The following is a 26216-nucleotide window of genomic DNA, read 5'->3' as shown; positions in this document are numbered from 1 at the left end:
CTTAAGAATGTCCATTTTATTACAAGTGGATTAAGAAATAAAAAAAATATAAAAATGCTTGACAGAATATAAATAAAAAGTATATAATAGCAAGGCAGTCGTCAGTGACTGATGAAAATGATGGACATGGGATCTTAGCTCAGCTGGGAGAGCATCTGCCTTACAAGCAGGGGGTCACAGGTTCGAGCCCTGTAGGTCCCATCATTTTTCAAATGAATATGGCGGAATAGCTCAGTTGGCTAGAGCACACGGTTCATACCCGTGGTGTCGAGAGTTCAAATCTCCCTTCCGCTACTTTAAACCTTAGCATTTGCTAAGGTTTTTTTGTGAGAAAATATTTTTGTTATCATAGAATGAATAAAAAACGGATATAATGAAGTAAAAGGTTTTGCCGAAAAATTTGTAATAGAAATCAAAAAGAAGTTAAATATCTATATAGAAAAAAACAGGCAGATAAACAATGATTTAGAAGTGTCGTTTACTTTATTAGAGGAAATGTTTAAATGAATCATGGATATTCGTATTTTTTTACAAAAACTACAGCGGAAAGGATATAATATGAGAATTGGAACAGGTTATGATGTACATCGATTAGTAGAAGGAAGAGATTTAATAATAGGTGGAGTTAAAATCGACTATAAAATGGGGCTTTTAGGTCATTCAGACGCAGATGTTTTATTACATGCCATTATGGATGCTTTATTAGGGGCAGCAGCTTTAGGAGATATTGGAAAACATTTCCCTGATTCTGACGAAAGATACAAGGGAGCAGACAGTATAATGCTTTTAAAGGAAGTAAAAAAAATATGCCAAAATAAAGGATACAAGGTAGGCAATGTAGATGCCACCATTATTGCCCAGGAGCCAAAGATGGCCCCACATATTGAAAAAATGAGAGAAAATGTGGCAAAAGCCTTAGAAATAGAAATCGACTGTATAAACATTAAAGCCACCACAGAGGAACATTTAGGATTTACGGGGGAATTATTAGGGATTAGCGCCCAGGCAGTGGCCTTATTAGAAAAAATTTAAAAAAGTACTTGCATTATAAAAAATCCTGTAGTATAATTCATTTTGTTGTCGCGAAAGACAGCGAAGAAATGGCGGAATAGCTCAGTTGGCTAGAGCACACGGTTCATACCCGTGGTGTCGAGAGTTCAAATCTCCCTTCCGCTACTACAAAAGACCTTAGTTTTTACTTTGGTCTTTTTTCTTTTTTACCGTACTTGACAAAAAATAATTTTTTTTTTATTATGGGGAAAGTGTAAGCTAAATAGAAAATGCGTTGAATGGGAAATAAGATTTTTATTTATTAGAGATACAGAGATTCGGTGTTGCTGAGAATCCGGAATTCTATAAAAGATTTAGTGCGCCCTGGAGCAGACAGAAGGAATTAAGTATTTCTGTACGTGTACAAGCGTTAATTGTATTGAGGGAAAGATTTATTATTAAAAATTAATGATAGATTTCTTTAAATAGAGTGGAACCGCGGATATATTCGTCTCTTATTGTAAAATAAGAGGCTTTTTTTGTGTTTAGACATAAAAACTATCTTTAATTCATTTATGGAGGTTGAAATGAGTTTAGCCAGTTTTATCAGGGAAGAAATCAAGGTAATAAGAGAGCGTGATCCTGCCATAAAAAGCAATTTAGAAGTGCTTCTTTATCCAAGCTTTAAAGTTATATTAAGTTATAGAATTGCTCATAAACTTTATCTTAATAAGCATTATTTTTTGGCAAGATGGATATCCCAAAGGGCAGTAAGAAAAACCGGAATCGAGATACATCCCGGTGCGACTATAGGCAAGGGGCTGTTTATTGACCATGGAAGTGGAGTAATTATCGGAGAAACAGCAGAACTTGGAGATAATGTTACCCTGTATCAGGGAGTGACTTTAGGTGGTACGGGAAAAGAGTCCGGAAAGCGACATCCTACCCTTGGAAATAATGTTATGGTAAGTGCAGGAGCTAAGGTGTTAGGCTCATTTAAAGTAGGAGATAATTCAAAAATCGGAGCAGGCTCTGTAGTAATAAGAGAAGTTCCACCAAATTGTACCGTTGTAGGGGTTCCGGGGCAGATAGTAAAAATAAATAACAAAAAAATGCCTTCTGTGGATTTGGAACAGACAGATTTGCCGGATGTGGTAGAAGAAGACATAAACAAGCTTTATAAGGTAATTGATGAATTAAATTTCAGGATAATGAAGCTTGAAAGAAAAGCAAAGAAACAAAAGGATGGAGGAAAACAATAAATGAAAATTCTTAATACTCTCTCAGGAAAAAAAGAGGAATTTAAACCAATAAAAGAAAATGAAATAAAAATGTATGTCTGTGGTCCGACAGTATATGATTTTATTCATATAGGAAATGCCAGACCAATGGTTATTTTTGATACCTTTAGAAGATACATGACCTATAAAGGATATGAAGTAAATTTTGTATCAAATTTTACGGATGTGGATGACAAAATTATTAAAAGAGCCAATGAGCAGGGAATTACTGCAAAAGAACTTTCTCAAAAATATATAGAAGAATGTAAAAAAGATATGGATGGCTTAAATGTTCTTCCTTCAACTAATACACCTTTAGCTACAAAAGAAATAGATGGAATGATAAAGATGATTTCAGATCTTATCGAAAAAGGCTATGCTTATGAGGTAAATGGTACAGTATATTTTATAACCAGAAATTTTAAGGAATATGGAAAATTATCAAAGAAAAATATAGAAGATCTTGAGTCAGGAAAGAGAATAGCGATAGAAGATCAAAAGAAAGATCCTTTGGATTTTGTGCTTTGGAAGCCTAAAAAAGAAGGGGAGCCTGCTTGGGATTCACCTTGGGGTGAAGGACGTCCTGGCTGGCATATTGAATGTTCAGTAATGGCTAAAAAATATTTAGGAGACACTATTGATATACATGCCGGAGGAGAAGATTTGATATTCCCTCATCATGAAAATGAAATTGCCCAGTCTGAGGCCTGTAATGGAGTACCTTTTGCAAATTATTGGATGCATAACGGATTTTTAAATATTGACCATGTAAAAATGTCAAAATCCCTTGGAAACTTCTTTACAGTAAGACAGATATCAGAAAAATATGATCTTTTGGTATTGAGATTTTTCATGTTAAGTGCTCACTATAGAAGTCCTCTTAATTTTAGTGCCGATTTAATGGAATCTGCCAAAGCTTCTTTAGGAAGAATTCAAACTGCAGATGAGACATTAGAGAGAATATTAAAAGCAAGTACATTAGAAAATATTACAGATGATGAAAAAATAATTTACGAAGATTCAAAAGAATTTGTAACAAAATTTGAAGAAGCCATGGAAGATGATCTTAATACCGCTGATGCAGTTTCTGCTATTTTTGAATTAGTTAAATTTATTAATACAAAAGTAAACTCTGAAAATTCAAAAGAGCTTATAAAGCTTCTTAAGGAGCGTTTGGAATCATTATGCTTAATATTGGGAATTGAATTTAAAAAAGAAGATGAACTTTTAGATTCAGATATTGAAAAACTTATCGAAGAAAGAAATCTTGCAAGAAAGGCTAAAAACTTTGCAAGAGCAGACGAAATAAGAGATGAGCTCTTAGCCAGAGGAATTGCTCTTAAAGATACTAGAGAAGGAGTAACATGGACAAGAGTATAAATAATGAAATTGCAGGCTATTTTGATATAGAATTAAAGCCGTTAGAGACTTATTCCCCTCTTACATTGGCATTTTTGGGAGATGGGGTATTTGAGATGGTTATAAGAAGCATTTATGTAAACAAGGGAAACAAAAGCGTAAATAAGCTTAATAAAGACACCAGCGACATAGCAAAAGCAGTTACCCAGTCAAAAATGATTGAAGGACTGGAAACATTTCTTACAAAAGAAGAAGAAGCCGTTTACAAAAGAGGAAGAAATGCAAAATCTGCCACCTCTGCAAAAAATGCCCCTATAGGTGATTACAGGAAAGCCACCGGATTAGAAGCTTTAATGGGGTATCTTTATTTAAAAGGTGATAATAAAAGAATATTAGAGTTAATAAAAAAGGGACTTGAGATAATAGATAAGGCTTAAATACGGGGAGATTATTCTCCCCTTTAAAATAAGATTAGGAGAAAAAATGAGATACGAAGAATTTACTATTGAAGGGCGAAATGCAGTAATAGAAGCCTTTCGTTCAGGTAAAACCATAGATAAATTATTTGTTTTAGACGGCTGTCATGACGGCCCTGTTCAGACAATATTAAGGGAAGCAAAAAAACATGATACCATAGTTAGTTTTGTAAAAAAAGACCGTCTTGACAATATGAGTCAGACCGGAAAACATCAGGGAGTTATCGCCTATGCAGCAGCCTATGAATATGCTTTGGTTGAAGATATTCTTGAAAATGCAAAAAACAAAGGGGAAGATCCTTTTATTATACTTCTTGACCATATAGAAGATCCTCATAATCTTGGTGCAATAATAAGAACTGCAAATTTAGCAGGTGCTCACGGTATTATTATTCCAAAAAGAAGGGCAGTTTCCCTTACAGCTACAGTAGCAAAAGCCTCGGCAGGAGCCATAAATTATACACCTGTTGCCAGGGTAAATAATCTTTCAGATACAATCAAAAAGCTTAAAGATGAAGGAATCTGGTTTGTTTGCGCCGATATGGACGGGGAAATAATGTATAGGCAAAATTTAAAAGGACCTATAGGTTTAGTTATAGGAAATGAAGGAGAAGGAGTAAGCAGACTGGTAAGAGAAAATTGCGATTTTACCACTTCAATTCCTATGAAGGGAGATATTGATTCATTAAATGCTTCCGTAGCTGCAGGAATATTGGCATTTGAAATAGTTAGACAAAGGATGCAGTAAATTGGAAAATTATGAAGAATTTAAAGATAATGATTTAATAAGCATGCTTAGAAATGGAAATTCCGGGATAATGGATTTTCTCCTTGAAAAATATAAGCCCATTGTAAAAAAACAGGCAAAGGCAATGTTTTTAATAGGGGGAGAGAATGACGATCTTATTCAGGAGGGAATGATTGGACTATTTAAGGCAGTCAGAGATTATAATGAAAACTTAAATGTTCCCTTTGAAAGCTTCGCAAGAATTTGCGTTCAAAGACAGATGATGACTGCCATAAAAATTTCCAACAGAAAGAAAAATGTTCCTTTAAATGACTATGTTTCCTACAACAGCGAAAAAATAGAATCAGATGAAAAAATACATTTAAACGAGGAGCTAAATCCTGAATATCTGATGATTACCAAGGAAAACTTAGAAGGCATGGATGATTTTGTAAAAGAAAAACTAAGCAATTTAGAGTATCAGGTTTTAAAATATTACATGGATGGAATGAATTATAGTGACATAGCCAAAAAACTGGAAAAGCCACCAAAATCCATCGATAATGCAATCTCCAGAATAAAAAACAAATTGAGAAAGGAATTTTCAAAAAAAGGCAACATTTTTTAAAATTAATGCTTGACTAAGTGAATTAAAAATAGTATAGTTGTTTAGTGTGATTGAAACACAAGCTGGCATGGCACAGATGGTAGCGCGCAACATTGGTAGTGTTGAGGTCACGGGTTCGATTCCCGTTGCTAGCTTTTTTTGGTGGTATCAGCGTTTATGCTGATTTGAGCCACGAACCGCTGAAAATAGCAGGTTTGGGGCTCTTTATTTTTTGTAAAAAATAAAGGGAAACTATACATAATAAAGCCATTTTTTACAAATTTTTTGCCCAAGATTTTGCCCAGGATATTTAAATGAAATATAATGTTTATAATCCGATACTCAATAGGTTTTAAAACAGCAACTAGTAGAAAATTGACTGTGCTTGTGCATAGTCTTTTTTCATTTAAAAATACTATTAATTGCATTTTGTTTTGCCTCCAGGTCCTTATCTAACATACTATGCCTATATACTGCCTTCATGACATGGGGAGTTGCCCAGCCACCTAAATGCATAATGTCTGCTTCTGGTACTCCGTTTTTGCTTAAAGTACTTGCAAAGTAATGTCTTAATGCATGTAGCTTAAAGTGGTGTATATGTAGTTGGTCTTGAGTTTTGGCCAACCACTTATTAAGGGATTCTATGGGCATGTTCTTAGGAACAATGAAACCTTTATCCTTGATAAGACAAGCAACATACTCAGGAATAACAATAGTTCTATTACTTGATGTGGTTTTAGTTGTTTTAATCACCTTCTCATTTTCAGAGTTTAGGACAACAGCTTTATTGAGCGTTAAGATATTGTCTTTTAAATCATCTAAAGTAAGGGCAAAAATTTCAGATCTTCTTAATCCACACATGGCAAGATATAAAGGTATTTCATAACGGGTATCTTTCGCTTTGGCCATGAGCTTGTCTATCTCATACTTAGAAGGAATGTATATATCTGGTTTTTCCTTTTGGGGTAAAGTAGTAGTAAGTACCAGACCGGGAATATACATTTTTATAACTGCTGCAATAAAGCCATGCAGGTTTCTGGTTGATTTTGGCGAATGATTTTCAGCGTAAAGATTAATTTCTTCCTGGACTAAAACAGCAGTAATTTCACTTTTTCTTGTTTCTTTAAACTCATCAGAAATATTCTTTAAGATGCTCCAGTAGTTTCTGATCGTGGAAGGACTCAGGACATTTTCTTTGATGGCAATATACTTTTTGGCCATAGTATTAAAAGTAAAATGGGGGTCGGGAAGTCTGTCCTTAGTGACAGCTTCAGCCAATAGCTGCAAAGCTTCTTTGTTTGTTGGCTTGTAATCCACAGTTACACGATACATTTTCCCGTCAAACATTTTTCGTATCCGGTAACCGTTACCTCGTTTTTCAATTTTCATAGTGCGTTGTTCTCCTTTTTTAATATATATACAAACATATATTCGCAAATTTGTTAAAAATAACAATAGAATATATGTTCTATTAAGGTGTAAAATAAAAGCACCGTTCAGATTCCCACAGAAAGAAGGGGAAAGATGAAAGAAGCTTTTATAAAACTTATCCAGGAAACGGATAAGTTTGACATGCTGGCAATTCTCTACAAGATGGCACAAAAGCTTTTGTAAGGGGGGCAGCAGTTCATCATTAAAGACCATGATATTACTCGTGGTCTTTTTCTTCTTGAGTAAATTTAGCTCGTGCTTCTGATTCCTTAACAATTTTCTTTGTAATTTTTTCCAGGGCTGCCCAATCATCAGCATCAAATGTAGCGATAGCAGATAGTAATTGAAGCTTAAATGATTCATTATCCGCTAGAACATCCGCAAAAAAGTCAGCTAGGAGTTCTTTTTTTTCTTTATTAACAAACATTTCACCTTCACCGGTTCTAAGCCAATGTTCATCAACGTTATATACTTTGCAAATAGAAGCAATGATAGCATCAAGTGGTGTGCTTATACCTTTTTCATACTGACTTAAGGTATTTTGGGCAATGCTTATTGACCGAGCGAATTTTACTTGAGTCATTTTAAAGTATTTTCGAATTTCTTTAATCCTTTCATTCATTTAGTAAATCACCTCTTTTCTGTACTTATGATGTTAGCATGTGTTAGATAAAATTACAAGAAAAATATCTATTTAAGATAAAAAACTACTTGACAATCAACTATACTAGATATAATATTATCTAAACAAGATATAAGCGAGGTGAAACATATGAAACCTTTACCTGAAGGAATATTGACCCAAAAAGAATATGACTTAAAAAAAGCAATAAAAAGAATGGATTCTCAAGGCCTTGCCTGTTTTAACGCATGGCTAAGCGGTTACGAAGCTCATCGAGCCATGATTAATAGGAGAATAAAAGAATCCAAAAAGGAGCCCCAATGATTATTACCAAAACAGTACCAGCCTACAGAAGCTGCATAACTTGTGGCCACAAGGATACAAATGTAAATAAAGACTATTGTTCAAAATGTGGAACTTACATGTATCTCTATAGCAGTTATTACAGCCCGAAAATTAAAAAAGAATGCAGTAGCAAGTAGGGATAAAAACAGGGGATTTTAAAATGAGAAAAATCATATAAGCCCTTATAGAGTGTCAAAGCTCTATAAGGGAATCTCCGGGACCACCCCCCCGGATTGCAATTACAATATCCCCCTTAATATAAGCCCTTGCAGGGTGTCACAGTCTTGCAGGGGAATCGCCAGGATATGCAGCCCTGGAACTCCAGTAATTATTATTTTTCAATCACAGCCCTTGCAAGGTGTCACAGCCTTGCAGGGGAATTGGAAGCATATTAAAAGGCCTTCTCCTTACACCTAATTATATAAGCCCTTGTAGAGTGTCACAGCTCTATAGGGGAATATCCGGGAAGTAGTTCCTGGAGAAGATACCTCAATTTTTTTATGTGCAAGCCCTTATAGAGTGTCACGGCTCTATAGGGGAATATCCGGGAAGCAGTTCCTGGTGCTCCTTATTCAATAGTACAGCCCTTGCAGGGTGTCACAGCCTTGCAGGGGAATCAAAAAGAAAAGAATAAAGCAAAGACATAAAAGAACAAAGAAAGAATAGAAAATAAGGAAGAAGGTGAAAAACATGCCAAGAGTTAAATTAGGGGAGAATCCAAAAGACAGATTTAGGATAAAACTGGCAGAGAGAATAAGAATAATGCTAAGAAGAAATTCTAAACGGCAGCAGGATTTAGCTAATATGCTAGATGTTAGTCCCCAGGGCATTTCCTACAAACTAAAAAAAGGTGCTTTTTCTGTGGAAGAGCTAAAAGAAATAATAGATGAGTTTGGAACTTCGGAAGATATACTTTATATCTTTGGCAAATAAGCTCTTATAGGGTGTCATAACTCTATAAGGGAATCGCCGGGGCTATTACTCCCCCAGTCCCGGCTCCTTAAACTTCCTTACAGTCCAACACATATATACTTATCAACGAAGTGCAGCTTATGGTTAAGCTTGTCAGGGTTCGATTCCCTGACTGCACAATCGGATTAATTCGAAACGGAAAAATTAAAGACCTTGGAAAGGGTCAAAAACTAAACAAAACAAGGAGAAAATTTAAATGATAGAAAGATATTTATGCGACATTCTAAAAGATATAAGCATTGAACGCTTATTAATTCTATTAGAAGACAACAATATGTACGTCACCATTGATAACGGAGCTATAAGCAGTGTGGGATTTTATGATGAAATTTTAAAGGAGAGAGCATAATGACAAATATTAAAGGAGTTGATGAGCTGGCAGTGGCTTCAAAGCTTCTATCAGCGGATAGCGGAATTTATTACCAGGTAAATTATGATACCAACAAGAAGGAAGTACATACATCTTGGATATTTGATGAATGGAAAATGTCCAGGGTTAAAAGCCCAGATCCCAATGTAATTTATTGCGGAATAGTAGACAGACCTATGTCAGAAGAAGAAATTACAAAAATCGTTGAAAATGGATTAATACGCTGGAGCAAGCAAAAGCAAAGAATGTTAATGTCTTAAAAAATTAAGCACATATGGTGGAACAGCCTTTTAAAGCTGTCCGTGGTTCGATTCCCGGGATGTGCTCTTTCGGGCCCGAAAAGAAACTATAAAAACATTTTTTGTGCATACAAACGTAACTTAATAACAGACACAGTTAAAATATTACATTTATTACAATAACACAAATAGAAATATTACTATGAAGATTTTCCATACTTAATTAGTCAATTTTATTGAATTTAGCAGTTTAAAATTAGCTGTGTCATTTACCAGTAACCTCTTAAGTTATAAGAGATAAATTAGAATCGTCAAAAAAACATAAGAGCTGTCAAAAAAGAAAAAACTTACATTCATGAACGAATCCATATTTTGCCTATCTATAATACCTAAGGGTAGGCAAGAGCAATTTCCATAGCTTAAGAGGTAGGAAGGAGAGGCTTATAAGAAATTAAGGATAAATCTTTAGGGAAGAATTGCAAAAAGCAGTTCTCTCCTAAAGATTATTTTTAGGAATCAAAACATAAGTTTTAGATTTTTAAAACTAAACGAATAAAAATCCTTTGGTTTCCTGTGAATTTCAAAGGATAAAATCCAGAAATTTCTTAAAATTACAAAACGGCTTAAAATGCCCTTTTGTAACACTATAAGTATATTAAAGTTACGACACAAAAAAGTTATCAGTCAAAATTAAAAAGAAAAAATATAAAAAAATAATTAAAGAAAATAAATTAAAAATTTAAGGTTAAAAATTTTAGAATATAAAGTTTAAAAATTTAAAGATAGATGTGGAAACCCAAAATGAGTAAAAAATGTCAAAAGGAAATGGATAGATGTATTGGAAAGATACATGGACTTTTAAAGAATCAGTTGAATATGAATTTAAGTGGGCTGGTCAGTATGGAGCTAAGGGAGAAAAAAGGCAAAAGAAGTTAAAAGCCACTCCTGATCAAATAAAAAAACAAAATCAATACCAGAAGGAAAAGAAGATTAGAAGATTAATCAAAGCAAATTTTAAAGAGCATGACTTTTGGTGCTGCCTAAAATATCCAAAAGGCACTAGGAAACCACTTGATGAAGTAAAAAAGGATTTAGCAAAATTTTTAAGGCGATTAAGAAGAGATTACAAAAAGAAAGATAATGATTTGAAATTCATATATAGAGTCGAGATAGGAAGCCGTGGTGGAATCCATATACATTTCTTATGCAATCGAACAAAAGGGGACCCGGCAACAGATATAATAATACAATCTGCCTGGGAATATGGAAGAGTGAACTTCCAGACCTTATATGATTCCGGTGGATATGACAATTTAGCCAAATATATTGTTAAAAAGCCAAATGATGAACAGGATGAACAGATGTCTATGTTTCCTGAAGAAGAGAAAAAGGAACTTGTTAAATATTCTTCTTCCAGGAATCTAATCAGACCTGAACCGGAAAGAAAAATATATAAAAGATGGACTCTTAAAAAAGTAATTAATGAGGGAATAAAGCCAAGAGAAGGCTATTACATAGATAAAGATTCCATAGTTCAGGGAGTTAATCCATATACAGGATTTTCATACCTGCAATATACGGAAGTCAAAATAAAAAGTGGATAAATAATAATTATTATCAAAAATATATTCAAAGAAAGGAGTTCAGTAATATGAACAAAATTATTTTAATGGGTCGATTATGTAGAGACCCGGATGTCAGATGGTCAAATGGAGAAGAACAAACTTGTATAGCAAGATTCTCCCTGGCCGTTGACCGAAAGTTTAAAAGAGAAGGTGGAGCTGCTGCAGACTTCTTTAATTGCACTTGCTTTGGCAAGCTGGCAGAGTTTTGTGACCGGTATCTAAACAAAGGTACTAAAATCCTTTTAACGGGTCGTGTCCAAAATGATAACTATACAAATCGTGATGGGCAAAAAGTATATAGTGTTCAGATTATTGTGGAAGAAATAGAATTTGCTGAAAGTAAAAGCCAGGATAGTAGCAAAAGCTACTCTGAAAATACAGGAAACAGTCAGCCAGGAGCTAATAATTATTCCGGAAATTATTCCGGTAATTCATCAGGCAGCAGTGGAAGCGATTTTATGATGATAGATGATTCTCTAGTTGATGAGCTACCTTTTTCTTAGGAGTTCGATATAGCTTAAAGCTATACCTCTAAACAGGAAGGAGTACTTATGAAAAAAATTAATAGCTTGGATGCAAGTGAAGATTTGGAAGGGAAAATCTGGGAAGCTTATTTTTCGTATGAGTGGACAAAAATCTGTAAAAAGATTCAAAAAGGCACATTAAAGACAATATGCACCAAGAAAAGGGGGCATATTCCCTGGATTGAAATGAGAAATGTATATATCAACTGGAAAAAAGGAGTAGCAAATGCGACTTGACGTAGTTAATGACATAATTAAAGGCCAGCTTATTTTTAAGAATCTTACAAAAAAGAGATTTAAAAATACAGAGGAAGCTAGACTCAACGGTGCAGCCTGGGCTCTAAAAAGAATTGATGAAGAAGGAATTGAAAACTTTAGAGAAGAGCTTGTAAGAAGGAATGCCTGCTATATCCCTTTAGAGTTAAATTTGAAAGCTGTAAAAGAGATACTAGAAGAGTTTGCAGCAGAAGTTGAGCAGACAACTCTGGATACTTATATGATCATGGCATTTTGTATACTAATAGATGGCTGGGGATGGGATAAAGAAGAACTTACAGCCTTCTATGGATTGTTCGAGGGTAATACCCACAGAATGGCAGAAGGTATGGTGTCATGGGATGAGCTGATAAACAAGGTCAAAGAAGAAAGACAAATTGAAATGAGTATTAACTGGGGTAAAAGAATTGACCCTACTAAAGATTTTAAAAAGGCAGATGAAGATGATTAATTTTATTATCCCAGGGCAACCCGTGGGAAAAGCAAGACCAAGAGTTACTAAATGGGGAACATATACCCCTAAAAAGTCAAAAGAGTATGAAAAGAAAGTAATTGCATGTTTTTATGATGCCGGTGGGTGTAATTTGGGAGCTGAAGCAATTATTGAAATTGAAATCAAAGCTATTTTTGCTATACCCAAAAGTACATCCAAAAAGAAAAAGGTTTTGATGCTTCAAGGAGCAATAAGACCTTGTAAAAAGCCTGACTTTGATAATATCGCTAAATGTGTGTGTGATGCACTAAATAATCATGCATATGAAGATGATAAGCAAATCATAAAGGCAGCAGTCGAAAAAACCTATGGAGAAGAGCCAAGGGTAGAAGTAACAATTACACAGAATCCAAGTTTAATTAAAGGTTAAAAGTAAAAAAGGAGCAAATATGTTTAAAGAGATTACTAAGAGTGAAATTATTGAGAATATTGAAAAAGAAATATTAATTGCGGAAAAACTTGATAAAAATATAAATCTGATACAACTTTCAAAAATGAACTTTGAAAATAAAATACTCCTGGTTATGGAAGCAGAAAAAAGTGATAAATACCAGAATCAGAATTTAATAGAGATTAAATTAGATCCTGAAGATATGACTGTAGAAAAGGAAGAACCTTCCAAAGAAGAAAAAGAGCTTGTGAAGGAAGAAGTTTTGGAAGAAAAAAAGCCTGAAAAGAAAGAAGAAATAAAGCTTCCTTCTGATGAAGAGTTTAAAGAAAAGGTAAATACGATTGCCAAAGGTATTAAAATGCTTCAAAAAGGTGTTAAGCTAGATGAAATTCAAGATAAGCTAAATATAAATAAAAAAGTAATGTCTAAATATTGGGCAGACCTTCAAAGAAGAATCCTTCCGGCAATTAATAAGGGAGAACCTATAGAAGAGGCTGTAAAAAAAGGAACCGGAGCAAAGCCTATTTATAAAGCGGTAATTAAAAAGCTGGGGCTTGATTGGATGCTTGTAAACATGTTAGAAGATGCTTCCCCAACAGTTACAGAAGAAAAGAAAGAAGCTAAAGAAAAAGAGCAGGCAGCAGCCAAAGAAGAGAAAGTGACAGCCAAAGAAGAGAAAGTGACAGCCAAAGAAGAAAAAGTGACACCCAAAGAAGAAAAGACGGCAGTTCAAAAAATAAATGTTGCAGCAGTAGAAGATAGCATTAAAGACAAAGTTATTAAGGCAGCAAAAGAAGGAAAGAGCTTTAATAAAATAGTAAAAATTACAAAATTATCAAGGGTTAAGGTGGCAGACATCTTGATTCAAAGTGGTCATTCAGATAAGTTGCCCAAAACAGTATGTGATATAGGCATCAGTTGGTCAGAGCTTGTAAGCCTAAGGAAACAGGGAAAGAAAAATTATGACCTGGCTAATGAGTTAGGAGTTTCTTTAGATGCTTTAGTTGGAGCAGAGCAGACTTTAGATATATAGGAGGGGGAAGGAAATGGGATTAAGCATAGTAACATTAATTCTAATGGTATTAGTTGCATTAATGATAATAATTATTGCAAGGGCTTTAGGTTTTGCAATATATATGACTAAACAGATTTTTGTAGAGATTAAGCTTTTAAGATATGACATTCAAAAAAAGGAGTTAGAAAAAAATAGTGGATGTTGAAAAAGACAAATTCATGAAAAGCTATATAAAAGCCAAATCTAATGAAAGAGCTCTCAAAAAAGCTTTAATTGATATGGATAATTTTACGCTGCAAGACCTATACAGGGCTAAAGGGACAGAGATGTATATGATAAAAAAAGAAGGCTTACAGGAAAAATTAAAGAAACAAAGAGAAGAATGTTATCTGGCAAAGAAGAAGGTACTTACAGCAATCTCCAAATTACCTATGTGTCCTGAAAGGTGCGTTTTATATGTGTATTATATAAAAAATATATCTTGGTATAGGATAGCAAAAGCCCTTAACATAACAGAAAGAAAGGCATATAAGATAAGAGCTGCCGGTTTGGAAATGATAGAGTTACCAAAGACAAATTAATATTTTATACATGGCAGCAGGACAATCTAGCCAAAAGAGCGAAAAGCATCCTAAGGAAGGGGTGCTTTTTTATTGCTATTACGGCAGCAGGATAAATTCCGATAGGCAGCAGGATACAAAACCTAAAATTCACACTAAAACTTTTGTTCGTCTTAGTGTATTATGTATGGGAAATAAAAAATATATAAGTTGGTCATTTCTTGACTGACTTGGAAAGCGAGGCAAATGAGAAAAAACAGCAAAGACTACTGGAGAAAAAGATATAAAGAAATAGAACAGGCTGCAAATAATTTATCTGTGGAATATATCACAAATCTTGAAGAGAAGTATCGAAATTGCGAAATGGCCATAAATAACAAAATAGAAGCCTGGTATGGAAGAGCAGCAGAAAATAATAATGTATCCATAGAAGAAGCCAGAAGGCTTTTAAATTCGGATGAATTAAAAGAGCTTAAATGGAGCGTAGAGCAATATATAAAAGCAGGAAAGAAAAATGCTGCTTCAAAGAATTTCATGAAAGAGCTTGAAAACGCATCTGCAAAGTATCATATAAACAGACTTGAAGCCTTAAAACTTGAAGTAAGAGCTCAGATAGAACTTGCCACAGGTGGTTTAGTGGATGATGTGGATAAAGTAGTTAGTGATGTGTATAAAAACACCTTTTACAAAAGTCTTTTTGAAATACAAAGAGGTGTCGGTATAGGTTTTGATGTTTCAAAGCTTGATAATAATTACATCCAGAAGATTATAAGTAAGCCCTGGTCTGTGGATGGTACAAATTTTTCTTCAAAGCTATGGGGAAATAAGCTTTTGCTTATTAATACCATAGATAAAGAGCTTACAGCAATGGTTCTTTCTGGAATGGGACCTAAAAGAACAATAAAAAATATAGCAAATGTATTAAATACATCAAAGTATGCAGTAAAAAGACTTGTATTAACAGAGCAAGCTTATTTTACTACCTTGGCAGAAAAAGACAGCTATAAAGAGCTTGGGCTTGATGCATATGAAGTGCTGTCTACCCTTGACAATCGTACCTGTGAAGTGTGCGGTGACATGGATAGACAGCATTTTTATGTTAAAGATATGGAAATAAGTGTGAATGCTCCACCTTTTCATCCCTTCTGTAGATGTACTACCATACCATATTTTGAAGATGATGATATGCAGCAGGATACTTTGGCCAAAAGAGCTTCCAGGGATGGAGATGGAAAGACAGTATACGAACTGCCGGAGGATGTGACATATAAGGAGTGGAAGAAGGGATTTGTTGAAGGGGATAAAGAAGTAAAAGAAAAATTAGATGAGGGTCTTGATAAAAATGTGGTAAAAAAAGGTCATAAGACCCAAAAGGGTTCTTCGGTAAATAAAGATACAGAAGATGTATCTGGAGTTGAAAAAAATAATAAAGCTGATACAATGAAACTAAGTAATTTAGAAGTTCGAAAGATTTATTTGGAAAAAGTATCAAAGATAAAGGACAATATCGATTCGTCACTTCCGATGATAGATCAGGCAAAGCAGGCATTTGAGGCAAGAAATAGAATTAGACTAGAAGCACGTGCCATGATGGCAGATGAGGAAAAAAAGGCTGAAATAGAAAAAAACCGTCCAAATAAAACGTTTGAAGAGTTATTAATCGATAAAATGAATAGAAAAAATATAAGCAGAGATGAAGCTGTACAAGATATATATAATACGGCAACTAAAACAAATGAAAAAGTTAATAAAAGTTTAGGATTGGGAGGTGATTAAATTGAAATCTTACACAGTTTCTTTAATACCAAGTGAAGAAAAATTTGAAAAAACTTGTAAAATGATAGAGGATAGATATCCGAATGCTGAAAAGAGTAAATTATTACATGATGTAGATGATACAAAGATTCAAATTTATATGCTACCAGAAGGTCAAATAAAAGTGTATAATGATTTTGAAGTATATGCACTTTATGTTGATTCAGATGTGAGCCTTGAGGAAAGCATAGATTATTTATTTGAAAGTAAGAATATGCAGTAATAGAACAATTCAGTATGTTTTTCAGATTGCAGTCTGAATGAACTGATAGCAGAAGTACTTTTACAAGATGAAAGGGAATGTTATATGCAAAATAAAAGTAAAAGAGAAATTTTAATAGATGAGTATCTTAGCTTATTAAAAAAGAGCAACGAATCATCAACAGAAGAGGAAAAACAAAAATATAGCGATTTAGCACATGAAAAACATCAGGAAATATTAATGGAACAATTTGGAGGAGATAAGAATATTGGGAGATTTAATACGTTTTAGATTAGCAAAATATTAAACGTTATTTAACAGGCTTGAGTATAAGTTAGAATTAATGAGGGGGTGTTTCGAATTATGATATTTGCGACAGAATATGATGTTAAGATGATTGATGAAATGGTGAAATGGCTAAATGTTGATAATTTGAAACAGGGAGAACCGGCACCTTTAAGAGAAGATGCTCCGGATGAAATTAAGGAATACTATAAAGATATTCACAAAAGAATGGCTATGTTTGATGGATTTTAAAATATGCAAAGTATTCACGAGAGATAAGCATACATAACAGCTAAAGCACTCTAAACAGGGTGCTTTTTTAGTGGGAGAAAATATGAAATGCATTCACAAAACACTAAAATCATTTCATCCTTCTTCAGGAGCCTTAGTGTGGCATAATTGGTGCAAAAAAAGAAAAGAAATATGCCCATGTGGGGAATGCCTGAAAGAAAGATGGAATAAAGGTAGCAGGAAAAGCAACAGGACACCTTAAAGGGTGTCTTTTTTGGTGGTTCAATTCCACCATGCCTTTTCATGAAGAAAACATGTAAAAACAAAACCTTTAAATCAGTGGACTAAACCACGTAAAAAATGTAAGAAAGGAAAGAAAAAAGCCATGAAAAAAGAAGATTTATTGAAACTTGAAGGGATGAGCGAACAACTGGCAGAAAAGGTAGCAGAGCTGTCAAAAGAGGAATTAAAAGAATATATTCCAAAGACACGCTTTAATGAAGTCAATGAAGCTAAAAAGAATGCTGAAAAGCTCCTTAAAGAGCATGATGAAAAGTTAGAGGCATTAAAAGAGGACAATGCCGACAATGAGGAACTTAAAAAGCAGATTGAAACCCTCCAGGAAGAAAATACGAAGATGGCTAAAGCCCATGAAGATGAACTTAAAGCCTTAAAGGTAAGTGCAGCAGTAGAAAGTGCCCTTACTAAAAATGGAGCAAAGAATACAATTGCGGTTAAAGCATTGTTAGACCTTAAGGATGCAGAGCTTTTAGAAGATGGAAGCATTAAAGGTCTTGCTGATCAGATTAAAAAGCTTAAGGAAGAGGAAGATACTTCATTTTTGTTTAATGTATCTGATGGCCAGACTAAGCTTAAGGGAAGCTCCCCGGCTAACAAAGGAAGTAAAATAACAGGTGAAATAACAAAGGAACAGTTTAGGCGTATGGGCTACAAAGAAAGAACAGAATTATTTAACACAAATAAGGAGTTATATGACTCCCTTACAGAAAGGAATGAATAGGAATGGGATTAACTAAATTAACAAATCTGATTAACCCGGAAGTAATGGCGGATATGGTTTCTGCGGCTCTTCCAAAGAAAATTAAATTTTCACCAATTGCAAAAATTGATGATACTCTTGCAGCACAGCCAGGGGACACAATTACAGTACCTAAATATGCATACATTGGAGATGCAGAGGATGTAGCAGAAGGTGTTGCAATGGGAACTACCGTCTTAACGGCTTCCTCCACTCATGCAACCGTTAAAAAGGCAGGAAAGGCAGTAGAGCTTACAGATGAATCTGTATTATCCGGCTACGGTGATCCGGTAGGAGAGGCTACAGGTCAGCTTACTTTATCTATCGCTGCAAAAGTAGATAACGACTGTTTAACAGCTCTTGAGGGTTCTTCACTTGTCTATGATGGTACTGCTGCAAAAATTGCTTATGCAGGCATTGTAGATGCCTCATCAACCTTTGAGGATGAAGTGGATGAAGGACTTGAAAAAGTATTATTTATTAATCCAAAGCAGGAAAGCACCATAAGAAAGGATGCAGACTTTATTGATAAGTCAAAATCCGGAATGGATGTTCTTGTATCCGGTACAATCGGAACTATTGGAGGTTGCCAGATAGTAAAATCCAAAAAGGTTAAAAAGATTGAGTATGAAAAAAGTGAAAATGGAGCCACTACCATTACCGCAGAAAACATTGATACCTACAAAGCAAAAACTCTTGGAGCTTTGGCCGTAGGAGATAAAGTTGATGCAGTAGCAGCAGCTTATTATGCTTGCCCTATAGTGGTTGTGGATTCGAATGATCCAAATGAGGCATCAGAAGCAGATGGAGTAGCAAATGAGGCACCGGCTATTACCATTTATCTTAAAAGAGGTGTAGAAATGGAAAGCGACAGAGACATCCTTGCAAAGACAACTGTACTTTCAGCGGATGAACATTATACGGCTGTATTATCCAATGAATCCAAGGTAGTAATGGCCAAATTTAAAGCGTAAGGTGATGAAATGTTATTAAGAAGACATAAAAGAAGCCTTAATGGCATAAATAAAGAAAATCCGGCAGTAAAAGAGCCTGTAACAAAGGTAGAACTGGAAAAAGAGCCAGCTATAGAAACAGACCAGAAAGAGTCTGTTTCTAAAAAGGCTACCAAAGAAGAAAAGCCGGAACCCCCGAAGAAGAAAACAACAAAAAAGAAATCATAGTCAGGAGAGGAGAAAATGGCATTATCAAAAGCAGAAATAGACAGCTTAATTGCACTGGTTAAAGACCAGGTGGAACGATTTACACCTATAGATACAAATTATCTGGATTTGATAATATTAAGGCTTATAGGTTTTGGTTTAAAAATAACAAAAGATGATGCTTTTACCATAGCGTTTGCTAAGCAGTCAGTTAAAAATGATATATTAAGCTTTTGCAATATCAAAAATATAACGGAAGAGATGTCAGAACTTTTTGTAGATATGGTATGCGGTGAAGTGCTTTATGGTGAATATTCATCCGGCAGATTAAACCTTAAGGAGCTTAATCTTGATGGTGCCATTAGCTCTATGTCTATGGGTGATACTTCCGTTTCATATGATACGTCAAAAAGTGATGAAGCAAAGGTAATTGACTTAATAGGAGCATTAAGAAATAAAAGGAGTAAATTAATATGTTATCGAAAAATAAACTGGTGAAGTTTAAAAAGGCATTGAAAGGTTTTTATAATGGAAAATGCCGGATAACATGCTCCAAGGAAATAGAAGATGTTTATGGCATTACAAAATTTATAGATGAAGTGATACTAGATGATGAGCCTTGCAGGCTGTCTCATTCTTCGGTAACGATTCAAACACCTGGAGAGGTCAGTGCAAAAACAAATCAAAGAATTAAGCTCTTTATGGATAATACAATTCCAATACCGGAAGGAGCAAGGATAAAAGTGATACAAAATGATATTGAAACAGACTACAGATGCTCCGGAACGGCTTTAGTATTTGAAACCCACCAGGAAATAGAATTGATACTTGAAAAGGAGAGAGCATAATGGCAGCACAGTACAGACAATTAAAAGAATTTCAAAAAAAGGTAATGAGGTTAAATGGTGCACAAAGAGATGAGTTCTTTACTAGTACCCTAAATGAACTAGGGGCAAGGCTACTAAGAAAGACAAAAATAAAAACACCGGTTGATACAGGAATCTTAAGAAGAGGTTGGAAAGTAGATCCGGCAGGGAAAACAGCATCCGGATACCAGATAACCATATCTAATCCGATAGAATATGCCTCATATGTTGAGTATGGCCACAGAACCAAAAACAGAAGTGGCTGGGTTAATGGTAAATTTATGCTTACTAAGTCTAAATCAGAAATAAAATCCATTATGCCGGGGCTTCTTAACAGAAGGCTTACCAGGTACTTAAGTGAGGGATTATCATAATGAATAATGATATAGTTAATGCCATAGCAAGGGCTATAAGAAAAGAATATGACAATACATATAAAATCTATATTGAAAGTGTAGAGCAGGGTTTTAAAGAGCCCTGCTTTAGTATTGTAAAGGTATCAGCAAAGCATGAGCATAAGTTCTTTAGAAGAAGGCTTAAAGAATACACCTTTGCGATATACTATTTTCCTTCGGATAAAAGAAGTACATTTGAATGTGCCCAGGCAGAAGAAGAGCTCTTTGACCTTTTAGAGGAAATAGAAACCTCTGACATGATATTAAGGTCCTATGATTTTGATGCAGTAATTACAGATGGGGTTTTATGTGTAACAGCCAAGTATGACGCTCTTATATTAAAAGACGTAAAGACAGAAGAAATAATGGAAGTGGCAGAAAGCGAAATAGCACCCAAGGAAGGTGATAGTGAAGATGGATAAAGAAACAAAAGAAAAGAAATCTGAACCAAAGAAGTATTATAAAGCAGCTATCGTTGATTCAAAGAAATTTGAAGCTTATAGGGACTTTTTAGAAGGAAACCTTAAAGAAGGCGAATTATATAGCTTAAGTCAAATTGAAAGCATAATTAAGAAGCATTACAGATAAAGAAAGGAGAAAAGACAATGGCATTAGGTGGCGGTACCTATATAACAAAAAATAAGAGTCTTCCCGGAGTATATATTAATTTTATATCCAATGCCACAGCAACTACAGGTTTATCTGATAGAGGTGTTGTAGCAATGGGTATAGCCACAGGATGGGGACCATCCGGTGAAATATTTGATATTGATATGGGAGACTTCCAAAAAGACTCTCTTAAAATCCTTGGATGGGATTATACTGCTGAAAAAGTAAAAGGTTTAAGGGATTTATTTAAGAATTGTCTCACCCTTCATGCATATAGGTTAGACGGAGGTGGACAGCAGGCCAGCTGTAGCCTTGGAACTGCCAAATATGCAGGAAGCAGGGGTAATGATATAAAAGTTGTTGTAGTAGAGACAGCAGACAGTACTTTTAAGGTATCTACTTACGTAGGTAATACCCAGGTGGATATCCAGGAAGTAACAACTGCAGCAGAGCTTTTAAACAATGATTTTATAGAATTTGATAAGACAGTAACCCTGACAGCTGTAGCCGGGGAAAATTTAACCGGTGGAACAGACATGGAATCATCAGCTACCACACATCAGACATTTTTGAATCTATGTGAGTCATATAGTGACATTAATGTAATTGCCTATACAGGTTCAGATGATGCCATAGCATCATTATATGCAGCCTGGACAATAAGGATGCGAGATGAAGTAGGTATTAAGCTTCAGACAGTACTTTATAACAGTGCAAAAAACAATGTGGCAGTTATTAATGTATTTAATTCTCCTGATTTAGTATGGTGGGTAGCGGGCAAAGAAGCAGCAGCAAAGGTTAATACTTCAACTACCAATGATATATACGATGGGGAGTTTGATTTTGTAGTTGATTATACCCAGAAGGAACTTGAAGCAGCAATTAAGGCAGGAAAGTATGTTATTCACAGGGTAGGAAATGAAAAGAGGGTCCTTTTAGACATTAATTCCTTTGTAACCACTACAGAAACACAAGGAGAGCTTTTTAAGGACAATCAAACCATTAGAATAATTGATAGTATAGCAACATCCATAGCAAACGTATTTACGTCTAAATATCTTGGAAATGTAGCTAATAATCCTGACGGAAGAACTTCTCTTTGGGCAGATGTAATAGCAATCTATGATGAGCTGTATGCTTTAGGAGCTATAGAAGAGTTTGACAGTGAGGAAGTAATAGTATCTGCAGGTGATGATAAAGGCAGTGTAGTTATAACCAGTACAATAACGGCAGTAAATGCCATGAGTAAGTTATACATGGAAACAGTAGTAGCCTAGGAGGTGTAATATATGGCAAATAAATATTTAAAAGAGCAGGATGTACCATCAGCAAAGCTTGCAACGGTGTATTGCACTATTAATGGAAAAAGATACAATATGATGAATGCCAAGGACTTTGAAGCCACTGCCTCAGTTACTACAAAAGAGGTGCCTATACTTGGAAAGACCATTAAAGGCCGTAAGGCAGCAGGAATGGAAATTAAGCTTACCATGACGGTATACAAAGTATTTGAAGTCTTTGATAATGTTATTGAAAATTATAAGAAAACTGGAGTCCTTCCGACCTTTACCATCCAGGTGACCCAGGAAGATGCTGCCACTTCAATAGGCAGATCCACGAAAGTATATAAAGATTGTGTAATAGATGGTGATGTACTTTTATCCGCTTTTGATGCAGATGGTGAATTCATTGAGCAGGAAATAGAAGCCTATGCTCAGGATTATGTATCAAAAGAAAAGTACAAAGCACCTAAATACATGTAGTTAAGTTTGAAGAGCCTTAGGGCTCTTCGTTTTTTGTATAAAGGAGGAAAAAATGAGCAATTTATCAATGTTTTTAAAGAAAAACAAAAAAGTGAAGGAAAACACAACTTTCGCAGTAACCAAATCCTTACAGGATGAGGAAGGTAATGCCCTTTTATGGGAGATAAAACCTATAACTACAAAAGAATCAGAAAAGATTAGAAGTGAATGCACAATAGAAGTGCCAATTCCGGGGAAAAAGGGCATGTACAGACAAAAATTAGATACAAAAGCGTATCTGGTTAAATTAATGGTTAACTCCATTGTATATCCGGATTTAAAAGATGAAGAGCTTCAGGACTCCTACGGAGTGTGCTCTGAAGAAGAGCTTCTTCTTGAGATGGTCGATGATCCAAGTGAATACAATGAATTTGCGGAATTTATTCAAAAATACAATGGATTTGATAAATCTCTGGATGAAAAAGTAGATCAAGCAAAAAACTCATAAGGGGCAATGATGCAGAATCAACTTATGCATACTATGCCCTTCATAAATTACACATCAGGCCAAGTGAATATATAAATATGGATGAAGAAGAAAGAGCCTTCATCATGGCAGCAATAGACATAAGATGTGAAGATGAGAAGAAACAGGAAAAAGAAGCAAGAAGAAAGGTAAAGGGTTAATATATGTCTGATATAAGTTCATCAATTACTCTTAATGATCATGTTACGGAAGTATTGAACCGAATTACACAGTCACTATATAGCACTATATCCGCCTTTGATGAAGTAGATGAAGCCAGTGCAAGAGCTTTTGCAGATGATATTGGTTCTTCCGTGGCGGACAGCCTTGTGTATTACGAAAATGAACTGGCAGATGTACATGAAAGGCTTGAAGAAGTTACCAATGCCACCAATTCCACTCAGAGTGCCACAAATAATCTCGAATCCACAGTAAAAAGGGTTGTAGGAGCTTATTTGGGTTTTCAGACAGTTAAGAAAGTAATTAATATGTCTGATGAAATATCATCCACCAGGGCAAGGATTGATAACATGAATGATGGTTTGCAGACTACTGATGAACTTATGGATATGATATATCAGGGGGCTCAAAGAGCGAGAAGCAATTATACAGACCTTGCAGATGTGGTGGCCAGGTTTGGAAACAATGCAGGAAATGCTTTTGATTCCAGTGAAGAAGTAGTTAAATTTTCAACTGCAGTTGCAGAGTTTATGGCACAGGCAGGAACAGGAGCACAAGAAGCAGCAGCGGCAGAACTTCAGTTGTCTCAAGCATTAGGCTCAGGAGTCTTAAGGGGAGATGAATTAAATTCAATATTTGAACAATCACCAAACCTTATTCAGGCCATAGCAGATTATATGGATGTAGACATAGGAAAAATCAGAGAAATGGCATCTAAGGGAATGATATCCGCAGAAGTTGTTAAGAATGCCGTCTTAAGCAGTGCCGGGGAAATAGATGAAAAGTTAAATAATATGCCTTTGACATTTGAACAGATTTGGACAAAATTCCAAAATGCAGCAACAAAAGCATTTTTCCCGGTGTCAGAAAAAATTAATGAGATTGCAAATTCTCAGGCATTTCAAGGTTTTGTTGACGGTGCAGTATCAGCTGTTGCTATAGTGGCTAATGCTATAAATGGGCTATTAGATATTATTAGTATAGTAATTAATGCAATTTATGAAGGATGGGCTTTTATAGGTCCCATTTTTGAGATAGCAGCAGTGGGATTAGGTGCTTATTTAACCTGCATATCCATTGCAGCGATTCAAACAGGAATAGCTGCAGCAGCATCCATAGGACACTCTATAGCTCTTGGAATACAAACGGCAGCTCTTGCACTATTTGGTGGTATGACATGGCAGGCGGCAGCAGCACAAACGGGACTTAATGCAGCTATGGCAGCATGTCCTATAGTTTGGATTGTAGCAGCCGTTTTAATGTTAATAATCGTAATATATGGAGTAGCCACAGCAATAGCAAAAGCAACAGGGGTAGCAAGCACAGGCCTTGGAGTATTAGTTGGGTGTATAAATGTAGCAATAGCATTTTTTCAAAATCTTGGAATAGTAGGAATCAACATATTTAGAGCTATAGCTGCAGGGGCATCAGCTGTAGGAAATAATATAAAAACAGCCTTTTCACAGGCTATATCTTATGCCCAGGGGCTTTTTTATGATCTGTTGGCCACAGCATCAAGTGTAATTGCATCAATTGCAAAGGCACTTAATTCATTGCCTTTTGTAAGCTTTGATTATTCCGGCATAAGCTCTGCAGCAAGCGGCTATGCTAAAAAGTCAGCTGCAGCATATAAGGCAGCGAATGGAGCAAACTATAAAGATGTTGGAGCTGAGATAGATAAAGCTATGTCAAAAGGGCAAAATGCTTTTGAAGGAGATTGGGCAGGAAAAGCTTTTAATGCAGGTGCCAAATATGGAGACGGAGTAGCTGAAGGAATAGCAGGAGCCTTAGGAGGCGGTTTTGATCCATCAAAAATTATGGGTGATCTAAACATGGGTGATCTGGGAGCATCCATACCGGATTATGGCTCATTAGGAGGCACAGCAGGAAATGTAGGCGATAATATAGCCGGTAATACAGGGAAAACGGCAGGAAATACAGCAGATATAGCTAAAGCAGTAAATGTATCTAATGAAAATCTTGAGTATATAAGAGATTTAGCAAAAAAAGATGCAATTAATAGATTTACAACAGCACAAATAAGCGTAAATCTTGGAGGGGTTACTAACAATGTAAATGGTGACACCGATTTGGACGGAGTAGTGTCCTACTTAGCAAGAGGTGTAACAGAGGCAATATCAAAAATAGAGGAAGGAGTGCATGCATAATGGCATATTATTTTTTCTTCGGGAAGATACTCCTTCCCGTTCCGCCCCAAAAGATTCAGATGAAAATAAACGGAAACAATAAAAGCTATGATTTAATTAACCAGGGTGAAATAAATGTAATAAAAAGCCCTAAATTAACGGAAATAGACTTTGATTTTGAACTTCCAAATGTTAAATACTCATATGCAATGTATAAAAAGGGATTTCATAGGGCAAATTATTATTTAGAAAAGCTTGAAAAGCTCAAAAAGAAAAAGAAACCATTTCAATTTATTATCTCCAGGAAGCTTCCTAACAGGAAGAAGCTCCACTATACCAACATGAAGGTAACCATAGAAAACTATACCATTACGGAAGATGCTACAAATGGCTTTGATGTGACAGTAAGTATTAAATTAAAGCAATATGTAAGTTTTGGAACGAAATTAGTAAAGGTAAAGAAAAAGAACAAGGCAAAATCAAAAAAGAAAAAAGTGGTTAAAGAGGTTAGAAGCCCCTCCTCAAATGCTCCTTCCAATGGCCTTCCTCAGCAATATACAGTAGTAAGAGGGGACTGCCTTTGGAACATTGCCAAAAGATTTTATGGTGATGGAGCTAAGTACCCTCTTATATACAATGCCAATGCAGGTCAGATTAGTAATCCTAATTTGATTTATCCGGGGCAGGTATTTACCATACCGGCAGAAAGCTAGGTGA

Annotated in this window: 38 protein-coding genes, 4 tRNA genes and 1 other annotated feature; of the genes, 40 read left to right on the top strand and 2 right to left on the bottom strand. The window is 35.2% G+C overall.

Annotated features, from left to right (window positions below; translation table 11 throughout):
- Window positions 1–128: 128 nt before the first annotated feature.
- From BM153_RS03505 to BM153_RS03460, 10 genes are all read left to right on the top strand, one after another.
- Window positions 129–201 (top strand) — tRNA-Val (locus BM153_RS03505).
- A gap of 19 nt (window positions 202–220) precedes the next feature.
- Window positions 221–294: transfer RNA gene (locus BM153_RS03500), tRNA-Met, on the top strand.
- 264 nt (window positions 295–558) lie between these two features.
- A complete protein-coding gene (gene ispF / locus BM153_RS03495; RefSeq protein WP_092870810.1) occupies window positions 559–1032 on the top strand; it encodes a 2-C-methyl-D-erythritol 2,4-cyclodiphosphate synthase in 474 nt (157 codons plus the stop codon).
- A 70-nt stretch (window positions 1033–1102) separates the two neighbouring features.
- Window positions 1103–1176, top strand: a tRNA-Met gene (locus BM153_RS03490).
- A gap of 100 nt (window positions 1177–1276) precedes the next feature.
- Window positions 1277–1509, top strand: a binding site (T-box leader).
- Window positions 1510–1577: 68 nt separating this feature from the next.
- Window positions 1578–2252 (top strand): serine O-acetyltransferase EpsC, encoded by a 675-nt coding sequence (epsC, locus tag BM153_RS03485; RefSeq protein WP_092870808.1) that lies wholly within the window; start codon window positions 1578–1580, stop codon window positions 2250–2252.
- Window positions 2253–3650, top strand: coding sequence for a cysteine--tRNA ligase (gene cysS / locus BM153_RS03480; protein ID WP_092870806.1), 1398 nt, complete (start codon window positions 2253–2255; stop codon window positions 3648–3650).
- Window positions 3635–4066 (top strand): Mini-ribonuclease 3, encoded by a 432-nt coding sequence (locus tag BM153_RS03475; protein WP_092870804.1) that lies wholly within the window; start codon window positions 3635–3637, stop codon window positions 4064–4066. The genes cysS and BM153_RS03475 overlap by 16 nt, the downstream gene beginning before the upstream one ends.
- A gap of 46 nt (window positions 4067–4112) precedes the next feature.
- Window positions 4113–4853: a 23S rRNA (guanosine(2251)-2'-O)-methyltransferase RlmB gene (gene rlmB / locus BM153_RS03470; protein WP_092870802.1), complete on the top strand. Its 741-nt coding sequence runs from the start codon at window positions 4113–4115 to the stop codon at window positions 4851–4853.
- Between the two features lies 1 nt (window position 4854).
- Window positions 4855–5460: a sigma-70 family RNA polymerase sigma factor gene (locus BM153_RS03465; RefSeq protein WP_092870800.1), complete on the top strand. Its 606-nt coding sequence runs from the start codon at window positions 4855–4857 to the stop codon at window positions 5458–5460.
- Window positions 5461–5521: 61 nt separating this feature from the next.
- A tRNA-Thr gene (locus BM153_RS03460) sits at window positions 5522–5594 on the top strand.
- Between the two features lie 247 nt (window positions 5595–5841).
- On the opposite strand, the gene BM153_RS03450 is transcribed toward BM153_RS03460, so the two are convergent.
- Complete coding sequence (locus tag BM153_RS03450; protein WP_177205562.1) at window positions 5842–6828, bottom strand: site-specific integrase; 987 nt, start codon at window positions 6826–6828, stop codon at window positions 5842–5844.
- Window positions 6829–7087: 259 nt separating this feature from the next.
- Window positions 7088–7492 carry a helix-turn-helix domain-containing protein gene (locus BM153_RS03445; protein ID WP_092870794.1) on the bottom strand — a complete coding sequence of 135 codons (405 nt, stop codon included), beginning with the start codon at window positions 7490–7492 and terminating at the stop codon, window positions 7088–7090.
- A 150-nt stretch (window positions 7493–7642) separates the two neighbouring features.
- Here BM153_RS03445 and BM153_RS13645 point away from each other — a divergent pair, with 150 nt between their 5' ends.
- From BM153_RS13645 to BM153_RS03320, 30 genes are all read left to right on the top strand, one after another.
- The gene (locus BM153_RS13645) at window positions 7643–7816 is read left to right on the top strand and encodes a hypothetical protein (RefSeq protein ID WP_177205561.1); all 174 of its coding nucleotides are present in this window, start codon (window positions 7643–7645) and stop codon (window positions 7814–7816) included.
- Window positions 7813–7974: a hypothetical protein gene (locus tag BM153_RS13640; protein WP_177205560.1), complete on the top strand. Its 162-nt coding sequence runs from the start codon at window positions 7813–7815 to the stop codon at window positions 7972–7974. Before BM153_RS13645 ends, BM153_RS13640 begins: the two co-directional genes overlap by 4 nt.
- 553 nt (window positions 7975–8527) lie before the next feature.
- Window positions 8528–8770: a helix-turn-helix domain-containing protein gene (locus BM153_RS03440; RefSeq protein ID WP_092870792.1), complete on the top strand. Its 243-nt coding sequence runs from the start codon at window positions 8528–8530 to the stop codon at window positions 8768–8770.
- A gap of 235 nt (window positions 8771–9005) precedes the next feature.
- A complete protein-coding gene (locus tag BM153_RS13635) occupies window positions 9006–9158 on the top strand; it encodes a hypothetical protein (RefSeq protein ID WP_177205559.1) in 153 nt (50 codons plus the stop codon).
- Complete coding sequence (locus BM153_RS03435) at window positions 9158–9439, top strand: hypothetical protein (protein WP_092870790.1); 282 nt, start codon at window positions 9158–9160, stop codon at window positions 9437–9439. The genes BM153_RS13635 and BM153_RS03435 overlap by 1 nt, the downstream gene beginning before the upstream one ends.
- A gap of 812 nt (window positions 9440–10251) precedes the next feature.
- A complete protein-coding gene (locus tag BM153_RS03430; protein WP_092870788.1) occupies window positions 10252–11022 on the top strand; it encodes a rolling circle replication-associated protein in 771 nt (256 codons plus the stop codon).
- Window positions 11023–11069: 47 nt separating this feature from the next.
- On the top strand, window positions 11070–11546 hold the full coding sequence (locus BM153_RS03425; RefSeq protein ID WP_092870786.1) for a single-stranded DNA-binding protein: 477 nt from the start codon (window positions 11070–11072) through the stop codon (window positions 11544–11546).
- A 48-nt stretch (window positions 11547–11594) separates the two neighbouring features.
- Window positions 11595–11804 (top strand): hypothetical protein, encoded by a 210-nt coding sequence (locus BM153_RS03420; protein ID WP_092870784.1) that lies wholly within the window; start codon window positions 11595–11597, stop codon window positions 11802–11804.
- On the top strand, window positions 11794–12294 hold the full coding sequence (locus BM153_RS03415) for a hypothetical protein (protein ID WP_092870782.1): 501 nt from the start codon (window positions 11794–11796) through the stop codon (window positions 12292–12294). Before BM153_RS03420 ends, BM153_RS03415 begins: the two co-directional genes overlap by 11 nt.
- Window positions 12287–12706 (top strand): RusA family crossover junction endodeoxyribonuclease, encoded by a 420-nt coding sequence (locus tag BM153_RS03410; protein ID WP_092870781.1) that lies wholly within the window; start codon window positions 12287–12289, stop codon window positions 12704–12706. Before BM153_RS03415 ends, BM153_RS03410 begins: the two co-directional genes overlap by 8 nt.
- A 19-nt stretch (window positions 12707–12725) precedes the next feature.
- A complete protein-coding gene (locus tag BM153_RS03405; protein WP_092870779.1) occupies window positions 12726–13760 on the top strand; it encodes a hypothetical protein in 1035 nt (344 codons plus the stop codon).
- A gap of 13 nt (window positions 13761–13773) precedes the next feature.
- Window positions 13774–13947, top strand: a complete 174-nt coding sequence (locus BM153_RS13630; protein ID WP_177205558.1) for a hypothetical protein — start codon at window positions 13774–13776, stop codon at window positions 13945–13947.
- On the top strand, window positions 13937–14323 hold the full coding sequence (locus BM153_RS03400; protein WP_092870777.1) for a hypothetical protein: 387 nt from the start codon (window positions 13937–13939) through the stop codon (window positions 14321–14323). The genes BM153_RS13630 and BM153_RS03400 overlap by 11 nt, the downstream gene beginning before the upstream one ends.
- 225 nt (window positions 14324–14548) lie before the next feature.
- Window positions 14549–16078 carry a minor capsid protein gene (locus BM153_RS03390; protein ID WP_092870773.1) on the top strand — a complete coding sequence of 510 codons (1530 nt, stop codon included), beginning with the start codon at window positions 14549–14551 and terminating at the stop codon, window positions 16076–16078.
- A 1-nt stretch (window position 16079) separates the two neighbouring features.
- Window positions 16080–16340: a hypothetical protein gene (locus BM153_RS03385; protein ID WP_092870771.1), complete on the top strand. Its 261-nt coding sequence runs from the start codon at window positions 16080–16082 to the stop codon at window positions 16338–16340.
- An 84-nt stretch (window positions 16341–16424) separates the two neighbouring features.
- The gene (locus BM153_RS03380) at window positions 16425–16610 is read left to right on the top strand and encodes a hypothetical protein (protein ID WP_092870769.1); all 186 of its coding nucleotides are present in this window, start codon (window positions 16425–16427) and stop codon (window positions 16608–16610) included.
- 72 nt (window positions 16611–16682) lie between these two features.
- Window positions 16683–16856, top strand: coding sequence for a hypothetical protein (locus BM153_RS13625; RefSeq protein ID WP_177205557.1), 174 nt, complete (start codon window positions 16683–16685; stop codon window positions 16854–16856).
- Window positions 16857–17220: 364 nt separating this feature from the next.
- Window positions 17221–17856, top strand: coding sequence for a phage scaffolding protein (locus tag BM153_RS03375; protein WP_092870767.1), 636 nt, complete (start codon window positions 17221–17223; stop codon window positions 17854–17856).
- Between the two features lie 2 nt (window positions 17857–17858).
- Complete coding sequence (locus tag BM153_RS03370; RefSeq protein ID WP_092870765.1) at window positions 17859–18848, top strand: N4-gp56 family major capsid protein; 990 nt, start codon at window positions 17859–17861, stop codon at window positions 18846–18848.
- A 9-nt stretch (window positions 18849–18857) separates the two neighbouring features.
- Window positions 18858–19055, top strand: a complete 198-nt coding sequence (locus tag BM153_RS03365; protein ID WP_092870763.1) for a hypothetical protein — start codon at window positions 18858–18860, stop codon at window positions 19053–19055.
- A gap of 15 nt (window positions 19056–19070) precedes the next feature.
- Window positions 19071–19532, top strand: coding sequence for a head-tail connector protein (locus tag BM153_RS03360; protein WP_092870761.1), 462 nt, complete (start codon window positions 19071–19073; stop codon window positions 19530–19532).
- Window positions 19508–19882: a hypothetical protein gene (locus BM153_RS03355; RefSeq protein ID WP_092870759.1), complete on the top strand. Its 375-nt coding sequence runs from the start codon at window positions 19508–19510 to the stop codon at window positions 19880–19882. Before BM153_RS03360 ends, BM153_RS03355 begins: the two co-directional genes overlap by 25 nt.
- A complete protein-coding gene (locus BM153_RS03350) occupies window positions 19882–20274 on the top strand; it encodes an HK97 gp10 family phage protein (protein WP_092870757.1) in 393 nt (130 codons plus the stop codon). The genes BM153_RS03355 and BM153_RS03350 overlap by 1 nt, the downstream gene beginning before the upstream one ends.
- On the top strand, window positions 20274–20717 hold the full coding sequence (locus tag BM153_RS03345; protein WP_092870755.1) for a phage tail terminator family protein: 444 nt from the start codon (window positions 20274–20276) through the stop codon (window positions 20715–20717). The genes BM153_RS03350 and BM153_RS03345 overlap by 1 nt, the downstream gene beginning before the upstream one ends.
- Complete coding sequence (locus tag BM153_RS13620; RefSeq protein WP_177205556.1) at window positions 20710–20883, top strand: hypothetical protein; 174 nt, start codon at window positions 20710–20712, stop codon at window positions 20881–20883. Before BM153_RS03345 ends, BM153_RS13620 begins: the two co-directional genes overlap by 8 nt.
- Before the next feature lie 17 nt (window positions 20884–20900).
- Complete coding sequence (locus BM153_RS03340; protein WP_092870753.1) at window positions 20901–22181, top strand: phage tail sheath C-terminal domain-containing protein; 1281 nt, start codon at window positions 20901–20903, stop codon at window positions 22179–22181.
- A 12-nt stretch (window positions 22182–22193) separates the two neighbouring features.
- Window positions 22194–22667, top strand: coding sequence for a phage tail tube protein (locus tag BM153_RS03335; protein ID WP_092870751.1), 474 nt, complete (start codon window positions 22194–22196; stop codon window positions 22665–22667).
- A 52-nt stretch (window positions 22668–22719) separates the two neighbouring features.
- Entirely contained in the window at window positions 22720–23154 is a 435-nt protein-coding gene (locus BM153_RS03330) for a phage tail assembly chaperone (protein WP_092870749.1), read from the top strand.
- 182 nt (window positions 23155–23336) lie between these two features.
- The gene (locus BM153_RS03325; protein ID WP_092870747.1) at window positions 23337–25520 is read left to right on the top strand and encodes a tape measure protein; all 2184 of its coding nucleotides are present in this window, start codon (window positions 23337–23339) and stop codon (window positions 25518–25520) included.
- The gene (locus tag BM153_RS03320) at window positions 25520–26212 is read left to right on the top strand and encodes a LysM peptidoglycan-binding domain-containing protein (protein ID WP_092870745.1); all 693 of its coding nucleotides are present in this window, start codon (window positions 25520–25522) and stop codon (window positions 26210–26212) included. Before BM153_RS03325 ends, BM153_RS03320 begins: the two co-directional genes overlap by 1 nt.
- Window positions 26213–26216 lie beyond the last annotated feature (4 nt).

The sequence above is a fragment of the Acetitomaculum ruminis DSM 5522 genome (genome assembly GCF_900112085.1).
Taxonomy (GTDB): Bacteria; Bacillota; Clostridia; order Lachnospirales; family Lachnospiraceae; genus Acetitomaculum; species Acetitomaculum ruminis.
This window is presented reverse-complemented; position numbering and strand designations above follow the sequence as displayed.